This window comes from Nostoc sp. (genome assembly GCF_036916735.1).
Classification (GTDB): Bacteria; Cyanobacteriota; Cyanobacteriia; order Cyanobacteriales; family Nostocaceae; genus Nostoc.
In genome coordinates this window covers 1-17747 of the sequence record NZ_JBALFV010000123.1, presented here as the reverse complement: position 1 = coordinate 17747, position 17747 = coordinate 1, and the positions used below count along the sequence as shown (strand labels likewise).

Genomic DNA, 17747 nt, shown 5'->3' with positions numbered 1-17747 from the left:
GCACGGTCTATTTCTGATCGCAGTATTAAGCAATCAAAATTTTTTATGGCACAGACGGAAATTAACGATATATCGGTAGATAGCTCCTTAGTTGATCCAGAAAAAGACCTGCTAGGACATGCGAACTTTGCCAAGTATCTAGCAGACAGCATTTGCAAAATGCCTTTTCCTGAAGGTTTTGTTATTGCAGTTTATGGTTCTTGGAACTCTGGCAAATCCACATTATTAAACTTTGTAGTTCACTATCTTCAGCAAAAACCAGACGAGGAGCAACCAATCATCGTTCCTTTTAATCCTTGGTTATTGTCTGGACACGAAAATATCACAAGACGCTTTTTCGAGCAATTACAAAACGTTTTAAGCCAAGAATCATCTGTGTCAAGAGGTTTGAAAGGGAGACTAGCTGATTTTGCTGCCATTATTTCAGACATTCCTCTACCTTATGCTCAAACTGGCAAAGCATTAGCAGCATTATTGGACGAGAAGGATAAGGAAGCTGCCCAATTAAAAGAAGAAGTAGAAGACACGCTAGTACAGCAGCAACGGCGAATAGTTGTAACAATTGACGATATTGATCGGTTACCTGCTGAAGATATTAAGCAGTTATTTCGTATTTTTAAAGCAATGCGGAATTTTACTAACGTTGTCTATTTAATAGTTTTTGACAAAGAAGAAATTGTCAGAAAAACAATTGCAGATCCCAAAGAAATATCAGGTGAAACATACTTAGAAAAATTTATTCAAGTTAGTTTTGAGTTACCTATTCCTAATAAAACTTCACTTCGCAGGCTGCTTTTTGCAAAGCTTGATAATATATTTACTAAAAATGAAAAACAAAAAATTAACCAAACTCGCTGGGGTGATATTTACTTTCAAGGAATAGATCGCTTTATTATTAACATCCGTAATATTGTTCGTTTTGTTAACACTTTAACAGTGACGTATCCAGCAGTAAAAGATGAAGTAAACCCAGTTGATTACATTGCTATTGAGTGTTTGCGAGTCTTTAGTCCAAAGATATATAGTATAATCCATCAAAATCCTCATATTTTTGTAGGAGAGGTAAACCCTTCAAAAGACGAACTCAACAGTCTTCTGAATACCTGGATTGCTCAACTGCCAGATGAGGACAAGCAGCCCATTAAAAATTTGCTAATGTACCTTTTTCCGAAGTTAAAATTCATTTTGGTAAATACCTATTTAGATGAAAAACAAAAGTTGGAATGGCGTGAACAACTACGTGTGTGTAGTTTAGAAATATTTCCTATTTACTTTCGTCTATCGTTATCAGCAGACGAATTATCTAATATTCAGAGAAAAACTATCCTTGGTTTGGTTGGAGATGAAGACAAATTTAAAAACCATTTGATAGAACTTGCTAAACAAAAACTTCCAGGCGGTACAACACAAGCTAGGGTATTTATAGAACAGCTCGAGAATTCCATTAAACAAGAAATTCCTGTAAATTATATTCCCTCAGTTGTGGAAGCTTTGTTTGATGTAAGCGAGCAACTCTCATTGTGTCAAAATGATGAATCTAATGGCATTCTTGATTTTGGAGATGAAGTTATCATCAGTCGTTTTATATTACGGCTGTTGCATCAGCTTGACGAAACATCACGGTTTGAGTTGCTAAAAAAAGCAATTATTCAAGGCAGAGCATTAGCAATAATTAATCATGAAATTGCAACATTAAAAGAACAACAAAGTCAATATGGTGTAGATAAATTTAACTTAGAAGAAGAATGGCTGGTGAATGCACAACACCTCAAAGAACTGGAAGAAATGACTACGAAAACGCAGGTAAAAAGTGAGACAAAGGGCAAGTAATCTAAAATTTGGATTTATTTATAGCTTTGCCCATTTGGGCACAATACTATACGTAGATAGTAGCAAAATTAGATGAAAAATAAATTTGCTTCTGTTAGACATATAAATATTCTATAACCCACGAAAGATTTAGATATCTTCAGCACTTTCTAATATCAGGGAATATACTTTAATCTCCACATTGCAATCATGGAAGCGTATGACGTTGTAATTATTGGCGCTGGTCATAATGGTTTAGTTTGTGCAGGCTACCTACTGAAAGCTGGTTACAGCGTCCTGTTATTAGAGGGGCGATCGCTCCCCGGTGGCGGTTCTACAACTGAAGAACTTATGCCTGATGAAGACCCATCAATGTATATAGTAATGCCTACCGGACTCGACCCATCAATGGCACCGGAAGGCAAACACACATTATAGATAGAGTTTTTTGCCCCTTATCAAATTGCTGGTGCAGAGGGTACGGGGTTAAAAGGTACGGGTTGGACGGATGAACTGAAAAACAAAGTTGCAGACAAGGTGATTAATAAACTGGCGCAGTACTCGCCTAATCTGCAACATTCAATCATCGCCCGTCATGTCGAAAGTCCGACTGAGTTGGGAGAACTGTTAGGGACTTACAAAGGTAATTATTACCACATCGATATGATCTTAGAGCAGATGCTTTGCTTCCGTCCCTTGCCGGAATTAGCTAACTATAAAACACCAATTGATAACTTATATCTTACTGGTGCTGGAACTCATCGCGGTGGCTCAATTTCCGGTTTGCCGGGACGCAACTGTGTGCGTGTGTTTTTGCATAATGAGCAACCCATCGCCCAGAAAATCAAGGAAGCGGGAGGTTGAATTAAATCTGCTTTTGCATCTGTCTTGAGGAGGGAATCAGACTAAGAGGCTGTTTGTAAAAAAAGTAAATAGCATCAGGATATTGCTTTATTTAAAAGTTGAGTCTGAAGTAGGTAAACGGCTACAGATGAGATTTTTTAAACTTTTTCGGGTAAGTTCCTGATGCTTCTTAGTCGAAACTATCAAAAGTCTAGACAATGCCTTGAGATACATCCTGTGACGCTTTCAAATTCCCCAATAGACAGAGAACTGCAACCGTAATAATAATTAACATATATATGTATAGTAGAGTTATTAAGAAATATTTTTAATAACAACTGATACTAACAAAGCGACTGAATTACCTACTGAAGCTAAAGTCTCTAACGCTGTCGAAGCCAATTCCCAATCCCTAATTTATTTTAAAAAGTAACACTTATGAAATTAAAGCCAATCAATCAGCAAGTCGTTTCTGTCGTTGGAGCCTCCAGTGGGATCGGACGTGTCACAGCTCTTGAGTTTGCTAGACGTGGGGCAAAAGTGGTAGTTTCGGCTCGTGGTGAGTCAAAGCTAAAGTCTTTAGTAGAGGAGATTCGCGGCTTTGGGGGCGAGGCAACTTATTGCGTAGCTGATGTAAAAGTATTTGACCAAGTTAAGGCGATCGCAGATAAAACTGTAGAAGTGTATGGGCGACTCGATACATGGGTACATGTCCCTGCTGTCGGCATCTTTGCCACTTTCGACAATACAACACCAGAAGAGTTTAAGCATGTCATTGATGTCGATCTCATGGGACAGGTGTATGGTGCAATGGCGGCCTTACCTCATCTGAAGCGTGAGGGAAGAGGAGCATTGATCCATGTCTCTTCAATGGAAGGTAGGCGATCGCTCCCCTACCAAAGTGCTTACTCGGCAGCCAAGCACGGGGTCGAGGGCTTTATCGAAGCCATGCGCCTCGAGTTACAACATGAAAAATGGCCGATCAGCGTCACGAGTGTCAAGCCAGCTGTGATCAATACTCCCTTCTGGAACAATGGTCTGACGAAATTAGGCGTAAAGCCTTCCGGGATACCACCTTACTACCAGCCTAAACTTGTAGCTGATGCTATCCTCTATGTAGCCGAACATCCAACTCGTGACTACTTAGTTGGGGATATAGCTAAAATATTAGATGTGGTACAGCGTGTCTCACCATCATTAGTAGATTCACTGTTACTGCTCGTCGGCTTCGATTTACTACATAGTTCCGAGCCGAAGTCTGAAGATGCACCAAATAATTTTTACCAACCTGTTGCTGAAGATGAAAGAGTTAACGGAGATTTTGGTAACTTAGTTATACCGAGTGTTTCTGACTGGCTAGAAAAAAATCCGCTTCTCCAGTGGGGTGCGATCGCTGGTACAGCAGCATTAGCGTTGCTAGCAGCTCAAGTAATCAAGCAGAGGGGTTGGGAGTGAGGTTTTATATTTATAGGACTTATACCAATTCTGTATGAAGATGCGCTAAACCATAGTCCTAATTTAATTTGACCTTTAACTTTTGACTTCCCTAAACGCGAATTTATCTTTAAAAGTTGGGGCTGACTTTTGCTTTGCGGTACTGGTAAATTATTTTGGAACTAACTTCAATGTCCCACCAGTATTAGTTGTTACATCCTTTTGTGACCACAGCATGGGGTGGTATTCAAGTTTGCGCCAGGGGTCAACCATATCGTTGTAGTGGGTATGGAAAGCATGTCCTGATTGTCCAGGAGTATGAATGGCTACTGAGTTCTCCAAATTTCCCAAATCTACAATCATCCGCAGTGAAGGAATATCAGTTACTTCAAAAGATTCGTTTGCTCTCCATCGGTTAGCATTGACTGTTTCGCCATTACCAGCCGTGGCAAATGCACCACGATTAAATAAAGCTTCGATTGGTACAACCCCAGATTTACCCAAGGTGGCGTTTTTAAAAGTAACAGTATGTAGCTTGCCCCAATTCCAGTTTTTTGTATCTTTGCTTTGAATACGTTCTAGTTCATCCACGGCTTTTGTAAAGGACTGCCGTAGAATTTGGTCGCGGTTTTCAACTTTTGGGGTGTTGCGATTATCCCACCAAAAACTATTGGGCTGTTTGACTAAATTTCCTACCACAGCATACCAGCGATCGCCTCCATCAGGAAAGTACTTTTCAGGCAACTGATCGTGAAACGTATCTGCTAGCAAGTGCTTCCAGAATACTTCAAATAAGGCCGCAGCAGGCGATGTCATTTCCAACTGCAAATTCCAATCTAATAGCAGTTTTTGGGCTGCTTGCAAGCGGGGAGTATCAACAGTGATAGATTGCAGTATTGGTACTAGTGTTTGTGCATTAAGATTGCGATCGTCACCCTGTATCTGTTGTACATCTTTTAAGGAAATCGCTTCAGTTTGTTGTGAAATCATCTCAACGATGCGCTGTGCCCGATAGCCATAAACCCAGTCTGTGGTAATCAGGTAAGGATATTCACGCATAACTAAATTATTGGCAGTAGCAATATAACCTTGGGATGGATTAAAACTTTTGGGTAACTGCTCAAAGTTAATATAGCCTTGCCATTCATATTCATCCGTCCAACCAGGAACGGGATAACGCCCATCTCCCTTGGCTCGGATGGGGAATTTACCAGGCATTTGGTAGCCAATATTGCCATCTATATCAGCGTAGACCAAGTTTTGAGCGGGGACATCATAGTTACTGGCAGCAGTGCGGAATTCCTGCCAATTTTGAGCGCGATTGATCTGAGGAATAGCATACCCTAGTTTAGAAGGTGCTAGAGCTGTCCAGCGCAGAGCTACGGCGTAGTTTTGCGGTACTTCTAAGGGCTGACTTGGCTGGAATTCCTTCAGATGAGGCGAAACATCAGAGAGAATCGGCCCATGCCGGGTATAACGTACCGTTTGGACAATTGGCTGACTTCCTGCGACTTGAATCGTCTCTTTCACAAGTTGCATATCAACCCATTTGCCATTTACCTCATACTGGTTAGGGTTTTTCGGGTTGATTTTCTCAATGTATAAATCCATTACATCAGATTGTACATTGGTCACACCCCAGGCAATGCGATCGCTATGACCGATAATTACCCCAATCATTCCTGCAAAAGAAAAGCCGGTAACATTGTAAGGACATTCTGCACTCTTGGGCGTACAATGCAAACCAACCTCATACCAGATAGAAGGTATTTGCACACCTAAATGGGGATCATTCGCCAAAATTGGCTTACCCGTAGCCGTCCGCTCACCAGATATCACCCAGTTGTTTGAGCCAATACCTATACCCGTAGACCCTATAAGTTTTTCCAGAGCCATCATCGGCTTAGTAATTGACTCTAAAGCTGGGGTTATAGCTTCGGCAAAGACATTTGGAGACTGGGTAAATAGGCTAGAGTCTGAGTAATTTTGAATTTTGAATACTTCGACTGCGCTCAGTACAAGTTTTGAATTTTGAATTTTTCCTCGCCCTCCTTCCTCGAACTTAGGCAAAATCACTGGCAGTTCTTTAGGGTATGGTGGAAAAAGTTCCTCTACTTGAGTAGGGGTAAGGGTTTTGAGCAGGATAGCACGTTCAATTTCGCTATCGAAATTTCTGCCCAAGTCGTAAGCCATTACCTTCCCCCAAGTGAGGGAATGCACTACTTGCCAAGGTTCTGGCTTATACCCAGGATTGAGGAATTTTAGCACAGTGTATTCTAGACTCAGGGCGCTGCCTTGATGCTCTGCCAGATAAGCATTAACACCATCTGCATAAGCTTCCAGGTATGCCTTCATCTCTGCATTTATTTCTTGAATTTCTTGCTGCGCCACCCTTGCCCAACCCATAGTCCGCAGATATCTGTCAGTGTCAACCTGAGAGGAACCAAACATTTCTGCCAATCGCCCAGAACCAATGTGTCGCCAAAAATCCATTTGCCAAAATCGGTCTTGGGCGTGGATATAACCTTGTGCCATGAATAAATCATGGGAGTTGGCAGCATAAATATGGGGAATTCCCCATTTATCGCGCTGGACAGTTACTTCTGCTTTGAGTTCAGGTAGTTGAATTGTGCCATTCTCTTGAGCAAAGGATTGGCGCATAGTGTAAGTGGCGAATTGTACTAACAATAGACCCATTATTAACAGTACAATCAAAGTTCTTTTGAGAATCTTGGGAAACCAACGTTTTGTGAAGCTTTTTACTTGGGCTTGGCGTGGCATTGTTTAGTGAAATTACGCGATGTTATCAAAACAATAGGTTTAGAGCTACGCACTGCTAGGACAGCTTTCTCTTCAGCCTCAAGTTTCTAATCAGTTCCCGAAGAACTGGGGACTGGGGACACTTCTCTTCTCTAGGAGAGGCTGCGCCAACGAGACACTTTGCGTAGCTTGCTTCCCCAAAGGGGTACGACAAGCGGTAGTTGAATCTCGACTTCGCCGCAGTTGAATCTCGACTTGGCTCGATTACCGCGTAGCCGAAACTCGATTTTTGCAAAGTCGAAACTCAGTGCATCGCTGGGGACTGGGAAAACATTCCAAAATTTGGGAGCGGTTAAAGCCTAGGACATAATTTTTCGTTTGATAGCCCAATCCCCAGTCCTTTTAACTCCTAAAATCTAATCGTTTTTTCATGATGAATTTTGACTATATGCTGTAAAATATTAACATGAAAAACCTTAAGTTCAAGCTCTACCAACACAAGCGTAATACATACCTTAAGCAGTCAATTAACGCATTTACCATCGCAGGATAATTAATTTACGATTCTTGGCTTTCTTCTCTAACGAGACGTTACGCGTTGGTGTTCTTGGCGGTTCGATAAATTAAGCTTTTTAGCACTTTTTGTGTAATATTAAACTCTGATTTCTCCATGTCCTCAGCGCCTCTGCGGTAGCCTGCGGCAAGCCGATGCAGCGTCTACGTTATTCCGTAACTTGTGCCTAAGTCCTATTAATGTGAAGCTGCACTAAAGCTGCACTAAATGAGTAACTCTCTATTTTTGGTGCTCTTCTCTAACGAGACGCTAGGCGTTGGCAAAGCCTCTGGCAGAGAAGGCGTACTTGGGGGTTCGTTTAATATTTTGTGCATCTTCATACAGAATTGGTATAAGTCCTAAAACTATTCAAGTACGTCCGGTAAGGTTGGCAATTACGGCTGCTAACTCGCCTGGATTGACTGGTTTGGGGACATGGAGTTGAAAGCCCGCTAACAGAGCTTGCGTGCGATCTTCTGCCCTAGCATAGGCTGTCAACGCCACTGCTGGAATCCGCCCACCTTGGTCTGTTGGTAGCGCCCTAACTTGCCGAATTAGTGTGTAGCCGTCTTCTTGTGGCATACCAATATCGCTCACCAGTATATGAGGGCGATATTCTTGCAGGGCAAGCAGTGCATCACTTGCAGATGGAGCAGCCATGACTTGGGCCCCATACTGTCGCAGAATCATAGTGAGCAAATGACGTGCGTCTGCCTCATCATCAACAATTAGCACCCGCAAGCCATCTAGGTTTGGCAGGTAATTATTAACCCCTTCGATATCTCCAACAGATGAAAGCTGCTGTGCGGTATTAGCGTCTACATAAACGGCTTTCATTGGTAGATTGACAATAAATGTTGCCCCTTGTCCAATTCCTAAACTTTCGGCACAGACTGTGCCGCCGTGTAATTCTACTAAATGGCGGACGATCGCTAACCCTAATCCTAATCCACCATGCGATCGCGTGATCGAACTGTCTTCTTGACGGAAACGTTCAAATACATGGCACAGGAATTCGGCAGCAATTCCTACTCCTGTATCCCTCACCCGAATTTGCACGCAAGATTCAATGCGCTCTAATTGCACATCAATTCTTCCCCCGTTGGGTGTAAACTTAACGGCATTGGAGAGCAAATTCCACACAACCTGTTGTAAGCGGTTGGCATCACCCATAACTACCCCTACTTCCGGGTCGAATTTACAGTTGATGCTAATCTCTTTAGCCTGGGCTGCTGGGTACACAGTATCGATTGCTGCCTCTACAACTGGTGCAAGTTTTACCCGATGAATATTTAAATGGAGTGTGCCTCTAATAATCCGCGAGACATCTAAGACATCTTCGATTAGTTGAGCTAAGGATCTGGTGTTACGCTCGATTGTCTCTAGTGCCTGGCCAGTAGTAGTTTCATCAAACCTGCGATTCCTAAGTAGCTGCGTCCAGCCCAATATGGCGTTTAAGGGTGTGCGGAGTTCGTGGGAGAGTGTGGCGAGAAACTCATCTTTCATGCGGTTTGCAGCTTCGGCATCGGCGCGTGCTATCTGTTCGCGCTTCAGCAATTGTTCGCATTCTTGCTCTGCTTGCTTGCGATCGGTAATGTCAATTATAAATCCATGTAATAGCTGCGGGCCATTCTCATCCCGCACTACATTAACAATGTCATATAACCACACCACTCTGCCATCAGCAGCCAACATTCTGTATTCAAATTCGTAATTATTCAGTGATAAAGAAGATTCTAAGCAATACTCGATAGCCCACTCCCGATCTTCTGGATGCATCTGTTTTGCCCAGAAATCATCGGTGTACCAGTCTGACAATGGATAGCCAAGAACCTCAACGGTTTGTGGCCCTACATAAGTAAAATTTCCGGTAGTAGCATTTACTTCCCAAGGAATTACGCGGGCTTTTTCTGTGAGTGTCTTTAACCGTTTTTCGCTCTGTTTGAGAGCTGCTTGTGCTAATTTGTAAAGTGTAATATCTGTGATTAGGGCAACAAATCCTTCAACTTTTCCCTGCTGACTGAACTGGGGAACGTAAGTGATATTCAGGTAATGGTTTGTGCCATCTTTATCGGGTACTTGGGTTTCGTAAGTTACTTGTTCTCCTGAAAGTACCGTTTCTATATAAGGAAGAATTGACTGATAAACAGATTCTCCGACAATTTCTCTAATGTGTTTACCATAAATCTCTGAAGTAGGAATTTTAAACCAGTCTTCATATCCTTTATTATTAAAGCGATAACGCTGTTCGTCATCAACATAGAAAATCTGGACGGGTAGAGCATTTGTAATCAGGCAAAGTTGATCTTCTCGTTCACGCAATGCTGCTTCTACTTGCTTGCGTTCGCTTAAATTAAGTACGAAACAGATAACATGCTCTGGATTATTTTCTAACAAGGCGCAACCTAATAAAATGGGAACGCGACTGTCATCTTTGTGGATGTATTCGTTTTCAAAGGGTTGACACACACCTTTGGTTTTGAGTTCTGCGTAGGCGTAGGCCGCCGTAGGCATCGCACTGTTGTTAGCTTCAATATATTCTGGTGGTATCATGTCGCGCCATCGAAGCCCTGCTAACAAATCCTCTTGCGAATAACCTACCATTGTTAAAAAAGCATCGTTAGCTTCTGCGATCGCCCCGTCCATATTGGCTACAATTACCCCAATAATGTTAGAATCTACCAACCTTCTAAACTTTGCTTCGCTCACCTCTAGCTTCTGCAAACTCATTTGAAGATGTTGTTTAGCAGTGCGTAACTCTGAGGTGAGCAAACTAATGAGTATTGTCACCAGTATAAATAAGCCTAACCGCACTATGCTCTTTAGATTGTCAACAAAGAGCGAAAACACTGGCTCTAATAAAAATAAGCTAACGGCTAAAGTAGACAAAGCAGTAGCTATTAACCCTGCTTTCATACCGCCATACCAGGCACTAACCGACACGGCGGGAAAAAATAGCAGGAAAATAGTTGGTTTCAGTAGTGGCTGTAGCAATAGTGTTAGTAGCAATGCGCTACCAACAGCCAATAATGTTACAGAATAGGACGCTAGAAGGAAACGTATTGCTTTCAAAGTGGCTTCTCCTTTTATGCAGCTAGCTAAAGGATTATTCCCAAAATCAGCTAGACAATGGGTTAGTGTAGCCCGCACTTAGGCATGGTTCGACTCCCTTCGACTTCGCCCTTACTTCGACGCCGCTCAGTACAAGTCGGCTACCAAGAGGACAGGCTCAAGGCAAGTTGCTCACCAGCCGCTTAGTGACTGTTGTAGACATCGCTTAACATTTATTATGCATCGTAAAAATACACATCTAAGCAGTTAGTTACTGTGAATCTATCTAAGGTAGTAAAACTTAGTTTTAGCAAATATACAATAACTTAATAATAGTCGCTCTAATTATATATATTTATTTTTAATTATCCATCAAAGAGCATAGATATACTAAATTTTTAGATTAATTCCTTTTAGGATATAAGCCATCATTTCTCCTTTGTCTTTAACCTGAATTAAACTCAATACGCTTGGGTTAAGGCTAAAACTCTGGGAGCATTCCAAATGTATAAAACATATTTTGTCATTGCGTTCGCCCTTGGCGTTCTTGCAGGGTACGTAATGAAATGAAGCGTAAAGCCTTCTCTTCTCATATCAAAGACGCTGCGCGAACGAGACGCTACGCGAACGGCGTAGCTTCGCTTAACGCGAAACGTCTCTTAGAGTTGCAATCGCAGCATCTAGATTTTGCGATTGCTACCCTTCAGGAAGGCTCCGCCTACATTTTGCTTCTCTCCATTCGCAATGACTACCTGGATTTTCTCAGAGTTAGTTGGATGAATCATGCACTTTTTGCGTTATTAGTAATCAATAGACTAGAGAATGGGGCATGGCAAATAGAAAAATTACCAATCCCCAATCCCCAATCCCCAATCCTCAATCCCCAATCCCTAATCCCCAAAATGGCTCGTACTCCTACATTAAATTTTGATCGCGGCACATTAATTTTGCATCCACCACCACGCGGCAAAGGTTGGATGGATTATGCTACGTGGGATGATAGAGTTGAAAAATTCCGCATTCTTGCAATTAGATACCGATCGCTAGTGGAAGCACTACAAGCGGAAGATGTGAATTTTATCGATGAGGCGAAGCAATTTTATCCTGTAGATTTGGTTCCTAGTTTGGAAATGGAACCCTATTCTCACCAAACTGAGGCGCTAGCAGCTTGGAAACTGGCGGGTAGACAAGGGGTTGTTGTGCTTCCTACGGCGGCGGGAAAGACTTATTTGGCACAAATGGCGATGCAATCAACGCCACGCACTACGCTAATTGTGGTGCCAACTTTGGATTTAATGCATCAGTGGTATGCACACTTAGTAGCGGCTTTCCCCGATGCTGAGGTGGGATTGCTAGGAGGTGGTTCACGGGATAGAACGGCAATTTTAGTTGCAACTTATGATAGTGCTGCAATTCATGCTGAGACGTTAGGAAATCAATATGGTTTAATTGTTTTTGATGAATGTCATCATTTACCTACAGATTTTAATCGGGTGATTGCTGAATATGCGATCGCACCTTATCGTCTGGGACTCTCTGCTACACCAGAACGCACTGATGGTAAACACGCTGACTTAAATATCCTCATTGGTCAAGAAGTATATCGCAAACGCGCTGAAGATTTGGCAGGGAAGGCGTTAGCAGAGCATGAAATTGTCCAAATTAAGGTAAAGTTATCGCAACTTGAGCGGGAAAGATACAATCAACTAATTCAAACTCGCAATGACTTTTTGAAGCAATCTAAGATTTCTTTGGGGAGTTTGCAAGGTTGGCAAATGTTTGTGCAAATGAGTGCTAGATCGCAATCTGGACGTAGGGCTATGTTAGCGCATCGAGAAGCGAAAGATATCGCTTTGGGTACTGATGGTAAGTTGCGAATTCTAATTGATTTATTGGCAGAACATTATCCAGCCAGAATTTTGATTTTTACTGCTGATAATGCAACGGTTTATCGTATTTCTCAAGAGTTGCTAATTCCGGCAATTACTCATCAAACTCCTGTGAAGGAACGGCATGAGATATTAACAAAGTTTCGGGAGGGTAAATATAATACTTTAGTTGCTTCTCATGTGTTGAATGAAGGGGTTGATGTACCGGCGGCTTCTGTGGCAATTATTTTATCGGGGACGGGTTCGGCTAGGGAGTATACTCAACGTTTGGGGAGGGTTTTACGGAAGGGGAATATTGAGAATAAGCAAGCGATTTTATATGAGGTGGTGGCGGAGGATACGAGTGAGGAGGGGACTTCGGCTAGGAGAAGAGGGGAGAGGAGAGACGTAGACGCGCCAGCTGCTTCCCAAAGGGTACCACAGAGACGCAAAGAGCGCACAGAGGAGAAAGGGAAGTTACAGGTTGTGTATGGGAGTGGGAAGGAACGGAGTTTGAAGGCTGCGGAACAATTAGAAATTAATTATTCAATCCAAAATCCAAAACTTGTACTGAGCGAACTTGTACTGAGCGAAGTCGAAGTAGTCGAAGTATCTAAAATCAAAAATTCAGCAGATGTTACCGACAGAGTTACTAATGCATCGCCAAAACGGGGAGGAGATTATTCCGAAGAGACTGAAGATTGATCAGAAAACTTCGGAGTTGGCGATTGAGTTAATTAATTATTTTCAATCAACAGTGGGGAAGACTCAAGGTGTGCTTGAGCGACAATTGACTGATTTTGAAGGTGATTCTACAGATTATCGGGTGAAGCGAGGGTTAGCTTATATTCTCAAAAGCAGTTTTTGCACTTTTGAGGTGGTAAGTCCTTTGGATCCACAAATGTTAAGAGAACGGGTGTTTTCGTTGGCGGCAAAATCGGTTTCTAGTCGAGAATCTACACAAATTACTCTGAGTCAAATTGCTGATGAGTTAACTCAAGAACTTGAGCGGGAAGTTTTATTAGAACAGGTTCGTAATGGATTATATGCTGATTTATCTGAAAATAAGATTTTGACAGTGTTTGATGCACCAACAGCGCCAGATTTATTAAATCGATATAATTTATCTCAAGTGCAGGGTGTATTTTATAAAGCCAGTCAATTAGTGTTAAATGCTCATCGGAATGTTCCGGGTGAATATAAGCTGTTATTTCGCTATTTAAAGTTGTTTCAATTGATGGCTTATATTGAAGGTGATGCTGACCACGGGTTTACAATTACGATAGATGGGCCGACGAGTTTGTTTAATCCTAGTACGCGATATGGATTAGCGATCGCTAAACTTATTCCCGCTTTACTTCACGTTACTAAGTGGAGTCTTTCGTCGATTCTCCAAACCCGCGATGCTTATACAAATACCTGGAAAACTGGACGTTTTACTCTCAATTCCGAATGTGGTTTAGTATCCCATTATCCACCAGGCAAGCCCTACGATAGTATGCTAGAAGCATCCTTTGCTGATAAATGGGATGCGTTGAAAAGTGGTTGGGCGTTAGAGCGAGAAGTTGATTTAATCCCAATTCCTGGTAGTGTAATGATTCCCGATTTTCGCTTAGTTCATGTTGATGGACGCACTTTTTTGTTAGAAATTGTTGGTTATTGGCGACCTGAATATTTACAAAAGAAGTTTTCTCAGGTGCGACGGGCTGGACGTGATGACTTAATTTTGGCAATTTCCGAGCGACTTAATTTAGAAAAAGCAGGAGTAAAATTAAATGATGTCCCCGCCAGAATTGTTTGGTTTAAAGATAAGTTATTGCCGAAAGCTGTGTTAGCTGTAATGGATTGATTAAGGAGAAATGAGATGAAAAGTATAGAAACAATTGCCACAGTTACTAAAGATGGTAAGATTACAGCGCAGTTACCATTGGATATTCCAGAGGGTAAGCATCAGGTGGTAATAGTAATTGATGAAAAGCCTTTGACTGAGGAAGTAGAGAGGAAAGAAAAGCGTCCTCCTTTAAACTTTCCTGTACATAATTATGGCCCTTGGCCTGAAAATCTTTCTTTAAGACGTGAGGATATGTATGGTGATTGGGGGCGGTGATTCTGTTTTTCTAGACACAAATATCCTGGTGTACGCTAGTCAGATTCAGTCTCCATTTCACCAAGCTGCTATGGAGACTATCCAAGGTTTTTATGATACAGGGGTTGAGTTATGGATTAGCCGACAAGTCTTGCGAGAATATTTAGCTACGCTTACCCGTCCGCAACAATTTGCCAACCCACTACCCATTGCAATAGTAATTCAGGATCTCCGCTATTTCTATAACCGCTTTCAGGTGGCTGAGGATAATTCTCAGGTGACAGAAAGACTACTAACGCTCATGGAGGAAATTCCTAGCGGTGGTAAGCAAGTTCATGATGCAAATATCGTCGCCACGATGCTAGTTTATGGTATTCCTCAGTTACTCACTCACAACACAAGTGATTTTCCAAGATTTTCTGGGTTAATTACTGTCTTGCCATTACAAGGTTAGATTGCTTGTTGTTACTAATCGTGAAAATTCACTTCACGTTATAAAATGCAGCCTTTCGTTAATTGTAGAATTCTACTGATTAATCCCAAACACTTCTGCGTTCCCAAAACTGGGCGACTCTTTTTTCCCACTGCTCCCAGTAATCTTTAATGACTGCTGATTCAAACCAAAATACTTCAGCTGGCATTTCTGGAATTGCTATTACCAATAGAGCGTGCTTTAGCTGAATGTCGTAATCTCGATAATACTCGTTAGCTGCTCCTATGTACGCTGTCAGTTGCAGTGGATGTTCATATAAATGCTCAATTGAACCTTTGGGTTTGTCTGCTGTTTTCCACTCGCAAATACAGGGAATACCTTGATAGCTGGCAATACAATCAACTTTGCCAGAATAACCTAAATCATGATGAAAAACAGAGCCTTCCACAAGTCTAACTGTATCAATTTGTTGTAAAACTGGCTGGATACTCTCCCAATAAGGGCGACTTGCTTCCGGACAAACAGGGTTTTGTCCAAGGAGGTAGCGCTCAATTTGTTTGTGTGTTTGGGTTCCCCGACGACTAGCAGATGTAGTAATGCGGGTAGCTTCTTCTGTACCAACACGCGCTTTCCAGTTTAATAATCTGTCTCTGTCTGCTTGTGATTTGGTGGCATTAAGTATTGTAGTCACGCTGGGAAAGCGATTTCCCTTGGCATCTACATAATATTGTTTACCATTTTCTCTCTTGGATGTGGCATTAATCCGTGGTAACAGTTGGGTATCAAATTGCATCAGTTGGTGTGTTGACTTTAATGTGTGTGATATATTTTCGAAATAGACAGAACTGCATTTGTATTTCTCAGATGATGTCGTATCTTATTACTAAATTATGGAACCTGTAACATTAACAGCAGTTGCAACAGCGATCGCTACTATAGTTTTAACTAAAGCTCTAGAAAAAACTGGCGAAAAGCTTGGTGAAGCTGCGTTAGACAAAAGTCGTGAGTTAATCGAACAGCTACATAATAAAAATAAGTTGCCCTTGCTAACGAATGCAACACAGCAAAATCCACAGCAGTCATTAGATTATGGTAAAGCAGTGCTGGAGTTAAAAGCAGTAGCAGATGCAGATAGTGAAATTGCTCAATCTGTGCGGGAAGTGGAAGCAGCCGCAAATGCCGATCCCCAAGTAGCGCCAAAAGTCCAGGCGCTAGCAAATGACCTAAACTCGCAACCAGCAGGCGTTATCAATTCTACAAAGTTAGCTGACTCTATTAAAAACGTCTTTCAGGGAAATACTTTCACTGGTACTAATAACTTCTGACTGTACTCGCCCGAACGGGAACGGGTAAAGTCAAATCCCTCTACTGAAACACCGCAAAATTTACCCCTGAGTGGGGTGGTGAAGTTTGTTGGACGTAAAGCTGAACTGCAAAACCTGCATGAGATGTTGCAGGAAAATAATCAGGTGGTAATTGCTGCGATCGCTGGCATGGGTGGACTGGGTAAAACAGAACTGGCCTTACAATATGCAAAGGCTCACCGTGAAATTTACAAAGGTGGAATTTGCTGGTTGCTGGCAAAGGCTGGAGATGTGGGCATTCAAATTGTGAAGTTTGCCAGAACGCAGCTTGACTTAAACCCGCCAGAAGATTTGGATGTCCTCACACAAGTGCAGTATTGCTTTCAGCATTGGCGTGAGGGCGGCAATGTGCTGCTAGTATTAGACGATGTTGGGGAATATCAGCAGGTTAAGCCTTACTTACCCTCGTTATCTTCCCGATTTAAAGTGTTGATTACCACGCGCCAACACTTAGGAGCATCTATAAAGGAATTATCTTTAGATGTATTGCAACCAAAAGCAGCACTGGAGTTATTAAAGTCATTTTTTAAAGAAACACCACAGCGAATTGAGCAAGAATTGGCTGTTGCAAATCAGTTGTGTGAGTGGTTGGGATATTTGCCTTTGGGTTTGGAATTAGTCGGGCGATATTTGGCGCGAAAACAAGACCTTTCTTTCACAGAAATGTTGCGGCGGTTGGAGAAAAAGCGACTAGAACAACCCGCCCTTATTAAACCAGAAGCCGATATGACCGCACAAGGAGGTGTATTAGCAGCCTTTGAGTTGAGTTGGCAGGAATTAGAAGACACCGATAAGCAGCTTGGCTGTTTGCTGAGTTTATTTGCCGCCGCACCTATATCTTGGAAGTTGGTGGAACAGTGTTTACCAGAGTCAGACAAGGAAGAGTTAGAGGAAATTAGAGATGATACTTTGCTGAAACTACATTTGCTACAGCGTAAAGGTGAGGGAATTTACCAATTGCATTCACTGCTAAGGGAGTTTTTTCAATATAAGCTTACAGGTTTAGAGCAAGCAGAAGAATTAAAGCGAAGTTTTTGCAAGGTAATGGTAGCAGTCGCCCAAGATATTCCTGACTCCCCCACCCTTGAGCAAATCACTGCCGTTTCTGGCGCCATTCCTCATATAGCTGAAGTAGCGAATCATCTCATTCAATACCTCAGCGATGATGATTTATTTTGGCCTTTCTACGGCAACGTTACATTTTATAATGGTCAAGGTTTATATAACCAAGCTTTGCCCTGGTGCGAACAATGTCTAGAAATCACTAAAAAGCGCTTGGGAGAATCAGATCCATCTGTCGCCACTAGCTTCAACAACCTAGCTTTTCTCTACGACTCCCAAGGCAGATACAGCCAAGCCGAACCCCTTTACATCCAAGCTTTGGCACTCAGGCGTCAACTGCTGGGTGAAGAACATCCATCTGTCGCCCAAAGCCTCAACAACCTGGCTTCTCTCTACGACTCCCAAGGCAGATACAGCCAAGCCGAACCCCTTTACATCCAAGCTTTGGCACTCAGGCGTCAACTGCTGGGTGAAGAACATCCAT

Annotated in this window: 11 protein-coding genes and 2 pseudogenes; 10 read left to right on the top strand and 3 right to left on the bottom strand. The window is 42.2% G+C overall.

Going from position 1 to position 17747, the window contains the following annotated elements; translation table 11 throughout:
• Window positions 1–45: 45 nt before the first annotated feature.
• From V7L20_RS30895 to V7L20_RS30885, 4 genes and pseudogenes are all read left to right on the top strand, one after another.
• On the top strand, window positions 46–1830 hold the full coding sequence (locus V7L20_RS30895) for a KAP family NTPase (protein WP_334747736.1): 1785 nt from the start codon (window positions 46–48) through the stop codon (window positions 1828–1830).
• A gap of 162 nt (window positions 1831–1992) precedes the next feature.
• Window positions 1993–2154, top strand: a pseudogene (locus tag V7L20_RS32925) (FAD-dependent oxidoreductase); the annotation flags it as partial.
• A 6-nt stretch (window positions 2155–2160) separates the two neighbouring features.
• Window positions 2161–2673: pseudogene (locus V7L20_RS30890) on the top strand (phytoene desaturase family protein); the annotation flags it as partial.
• Window positions 2674–3090: 417 nt separating this feature from the next.
• Window positions 3091–4107 carry an SDR family oxidoreductase gene (locus V7L20_RS30885; RefSeq protein ID WP_334747735.1) on the top strand — a complete coding sequence of 339 codons (1017 nt, stop codon included), beginning with the start codon at window positions 3091–3093 and terminating at the stop codon, window positions 4105–4107.
• Window positions 4108–4257: 150 nt separating this feature from the next.
• Here V7L20_RS30885 and V7L20_RS30880 read toward each other — a convergent pair whose 3' ends face one another.
• Window positions 4258–6867, bottom strand: a complete 2610-nt coding sequence (locus V7L20_RS30880; protein WP_334747734.1) for a penicillin acylase family protein — start codon at window positions 6865–6867, stop codon at window positions 4258–4260.
• Between the two features lie 901 nt (window positions 6868–7768).
• Window positions 7769–10549: a hybrid sensor histidine kinase/response regulator gene (locus V7L20_RS30875; protein ID WP_334747733.1), complete on the bottom strand. Its 2781-nt coding sequence runs from the start codon at window positions 10547–10549 to the stop codon at window positions 7769–7771.
• 803 nt (window positions 10550–11352) lie between these two features.
• Between V7L20_RS30875 and V7L20_RS30870 the strand changes: the two genes are divergently transcribed.
• The 4 genes from V7L20_RS30870 to V7L20_RS30855 are packed head-to-tail and all read left to right on the top strand — an operon-like array spanning window position 11353 to window position 14858.
• On the top strand, window positions 11353–13023 hold the full coding sequence (locus V7L20_RS30870; protein ID WP_334747814.1) for a DEAD/DEAH box helicase: 1671 nt from the start codon (window positions 11353–11355) through the stop codon (window positions 13021–13023).
• On the top strand, window positions 12953–14167 hold the full coding sequence (locus V7L20_RS30865) for a DUF790 family protein (protein WP_334747732.1): 1215 nt from the start codon (window positions 12953–12955) through the stop codon (window positions 14165–14167). Before V7L20_RS30870 ends, V7L20_RS30865 begins: the two co-directional genes overlap by 71 nt.
• A gap of 15 nt (window positions 14168–14182) precedes the next feature.
• Window positions 14183–14425 carry a hypothetical protein gene (locus V7L20_RS30860; RefSeq protein ID WP_334747731.1) on the top strand — a complete coding sequence of 81 codons (243 nt, stop codon included), beginning with the start codon at window positions 14183–14185 and terminating at the stop codon, window positions 14423–14425.
• Window positions 14406–14858, top strand: a complete 453-nt coding sequence (locus V7L20_RS30855; RefSeq protein WP_334747730.1) for a type II toxin-antitoxin system VapC family toxin — start codon at window positions 14406–14408, stop codon at window positions 14856–14858. The genes V7L20_RS30860 and V7L20_RS30855 overlap by 20 nt, the downstream gene beginning before the upstream one ends.
• Before the next feature lie 79 nt (window positions 14859–14937).
• Here the strand turns inward: V7L20_RS30855 and V7L20_RS30850 are convergent, their stop codons facing one another.
• Window positions 14938–15630 carry a PD-(D/E)XK nuclease family protein gene (locus V7L20_RS30850; protein ID WP_334747729.1) on the bottom strand — a complete coding sequence of 231 codons (693 nt, stop codon included), beginning with the start codon at window positions 15628–15630 and terminating at the stop codon, window positions 14938–14940.
• 97 nt (window positions 15631–15727) lie between these two features.
• Here V7L20_RS30850 and V7L20_RS30845 point away from each other — a divergent pair, with 97 nt between their 5' ends.
• Both V7L20_RS30845 and V7L20_RS30840 read left to right on the top strand, forming a co-directional pair.
• Window positions 15728–16162 (top strand): hypothetical protein, encoded by a 435-nt coding sequence (locus tag V7L20_RS30845; protein ID WP_334747728.1) that lies wholly within the window; start codon window positions 15728–15730, stop codon window positions 16160–16162.
• Between the two features lie 75 nt (window positions 16163–16237).
• Window positions 16238–17747: tetratricopeptide repeat protein (locus V7L20_RS30840; RefSeq protein WP_334747727.1), on the top strand; the 1510-nt coding region annotated here is incomplete at its 3' end.

Bases quoted from the DNA above. Each gene is read 5' to 3' on its own strand.
- V7L20_RS30845 (WP_334747728.1), top strand. From the start codon at position 15,728: ATGGAACCTGTAACATTAACAGCAGTTGCAACAGCGATCGCTACTATA.
- V7L20_RS30865 (WP_334747732.1), top strand. From the start codon at position 12,953: ATGTTACCGACAGAGTTACTAATGCATCGCCAAAACGGGGAGGAGATT.
- V7L20_RS30860 (WP_334747731.1), top strand. From the start codon at position 14,183: ATGAAAAGTATAGAAACAATTGCCACAGTTACTAAAGATGGTAAGATT.
- V7L20_RS30885 (WP_334747735.1), top strand. From the start codon at position 3,091: ATGAAATTAAAGCCAATCAATCAGCAAGTCGTTTCTGTCGTTGGAGCC.
- V7L20_RS30880 (WP_334747734.1), bottom strand. From the start codon at position 6,867: ATGCCACGCCAAGCCCAAGTAAAAAGCTTCACAAAACGTTGGTTTCCC.
- V7L20_RS30850 (WP_334747729.1), bottom strand. From the start codon at position 15,630: ATGCAATTTGATACCCAACTGTTACCACGGATTAATGCCACATCCAAG.
- V7L20_RS30870 (WP_334747814.1), top strand. From the start codon at position 11,353: ATGGCTCGTACTCCTACATTAAATTTTGATCGCGGCACATTAATTTTG.
- V7L20_RS30895 (WP_334747736.1), top strand. From the start codon at position 46: ATGGCACAGACGGAAATTAACGATATATCGGTAGATAGCTCCTTAGTT.
- V7L20_RS30855 (WP_334747730.1), top strand. From the start codon at position 14,406: ATGGTGATTGGGGGCGGTGATTCTGTTTTTCTAGACACAAATATCCTG.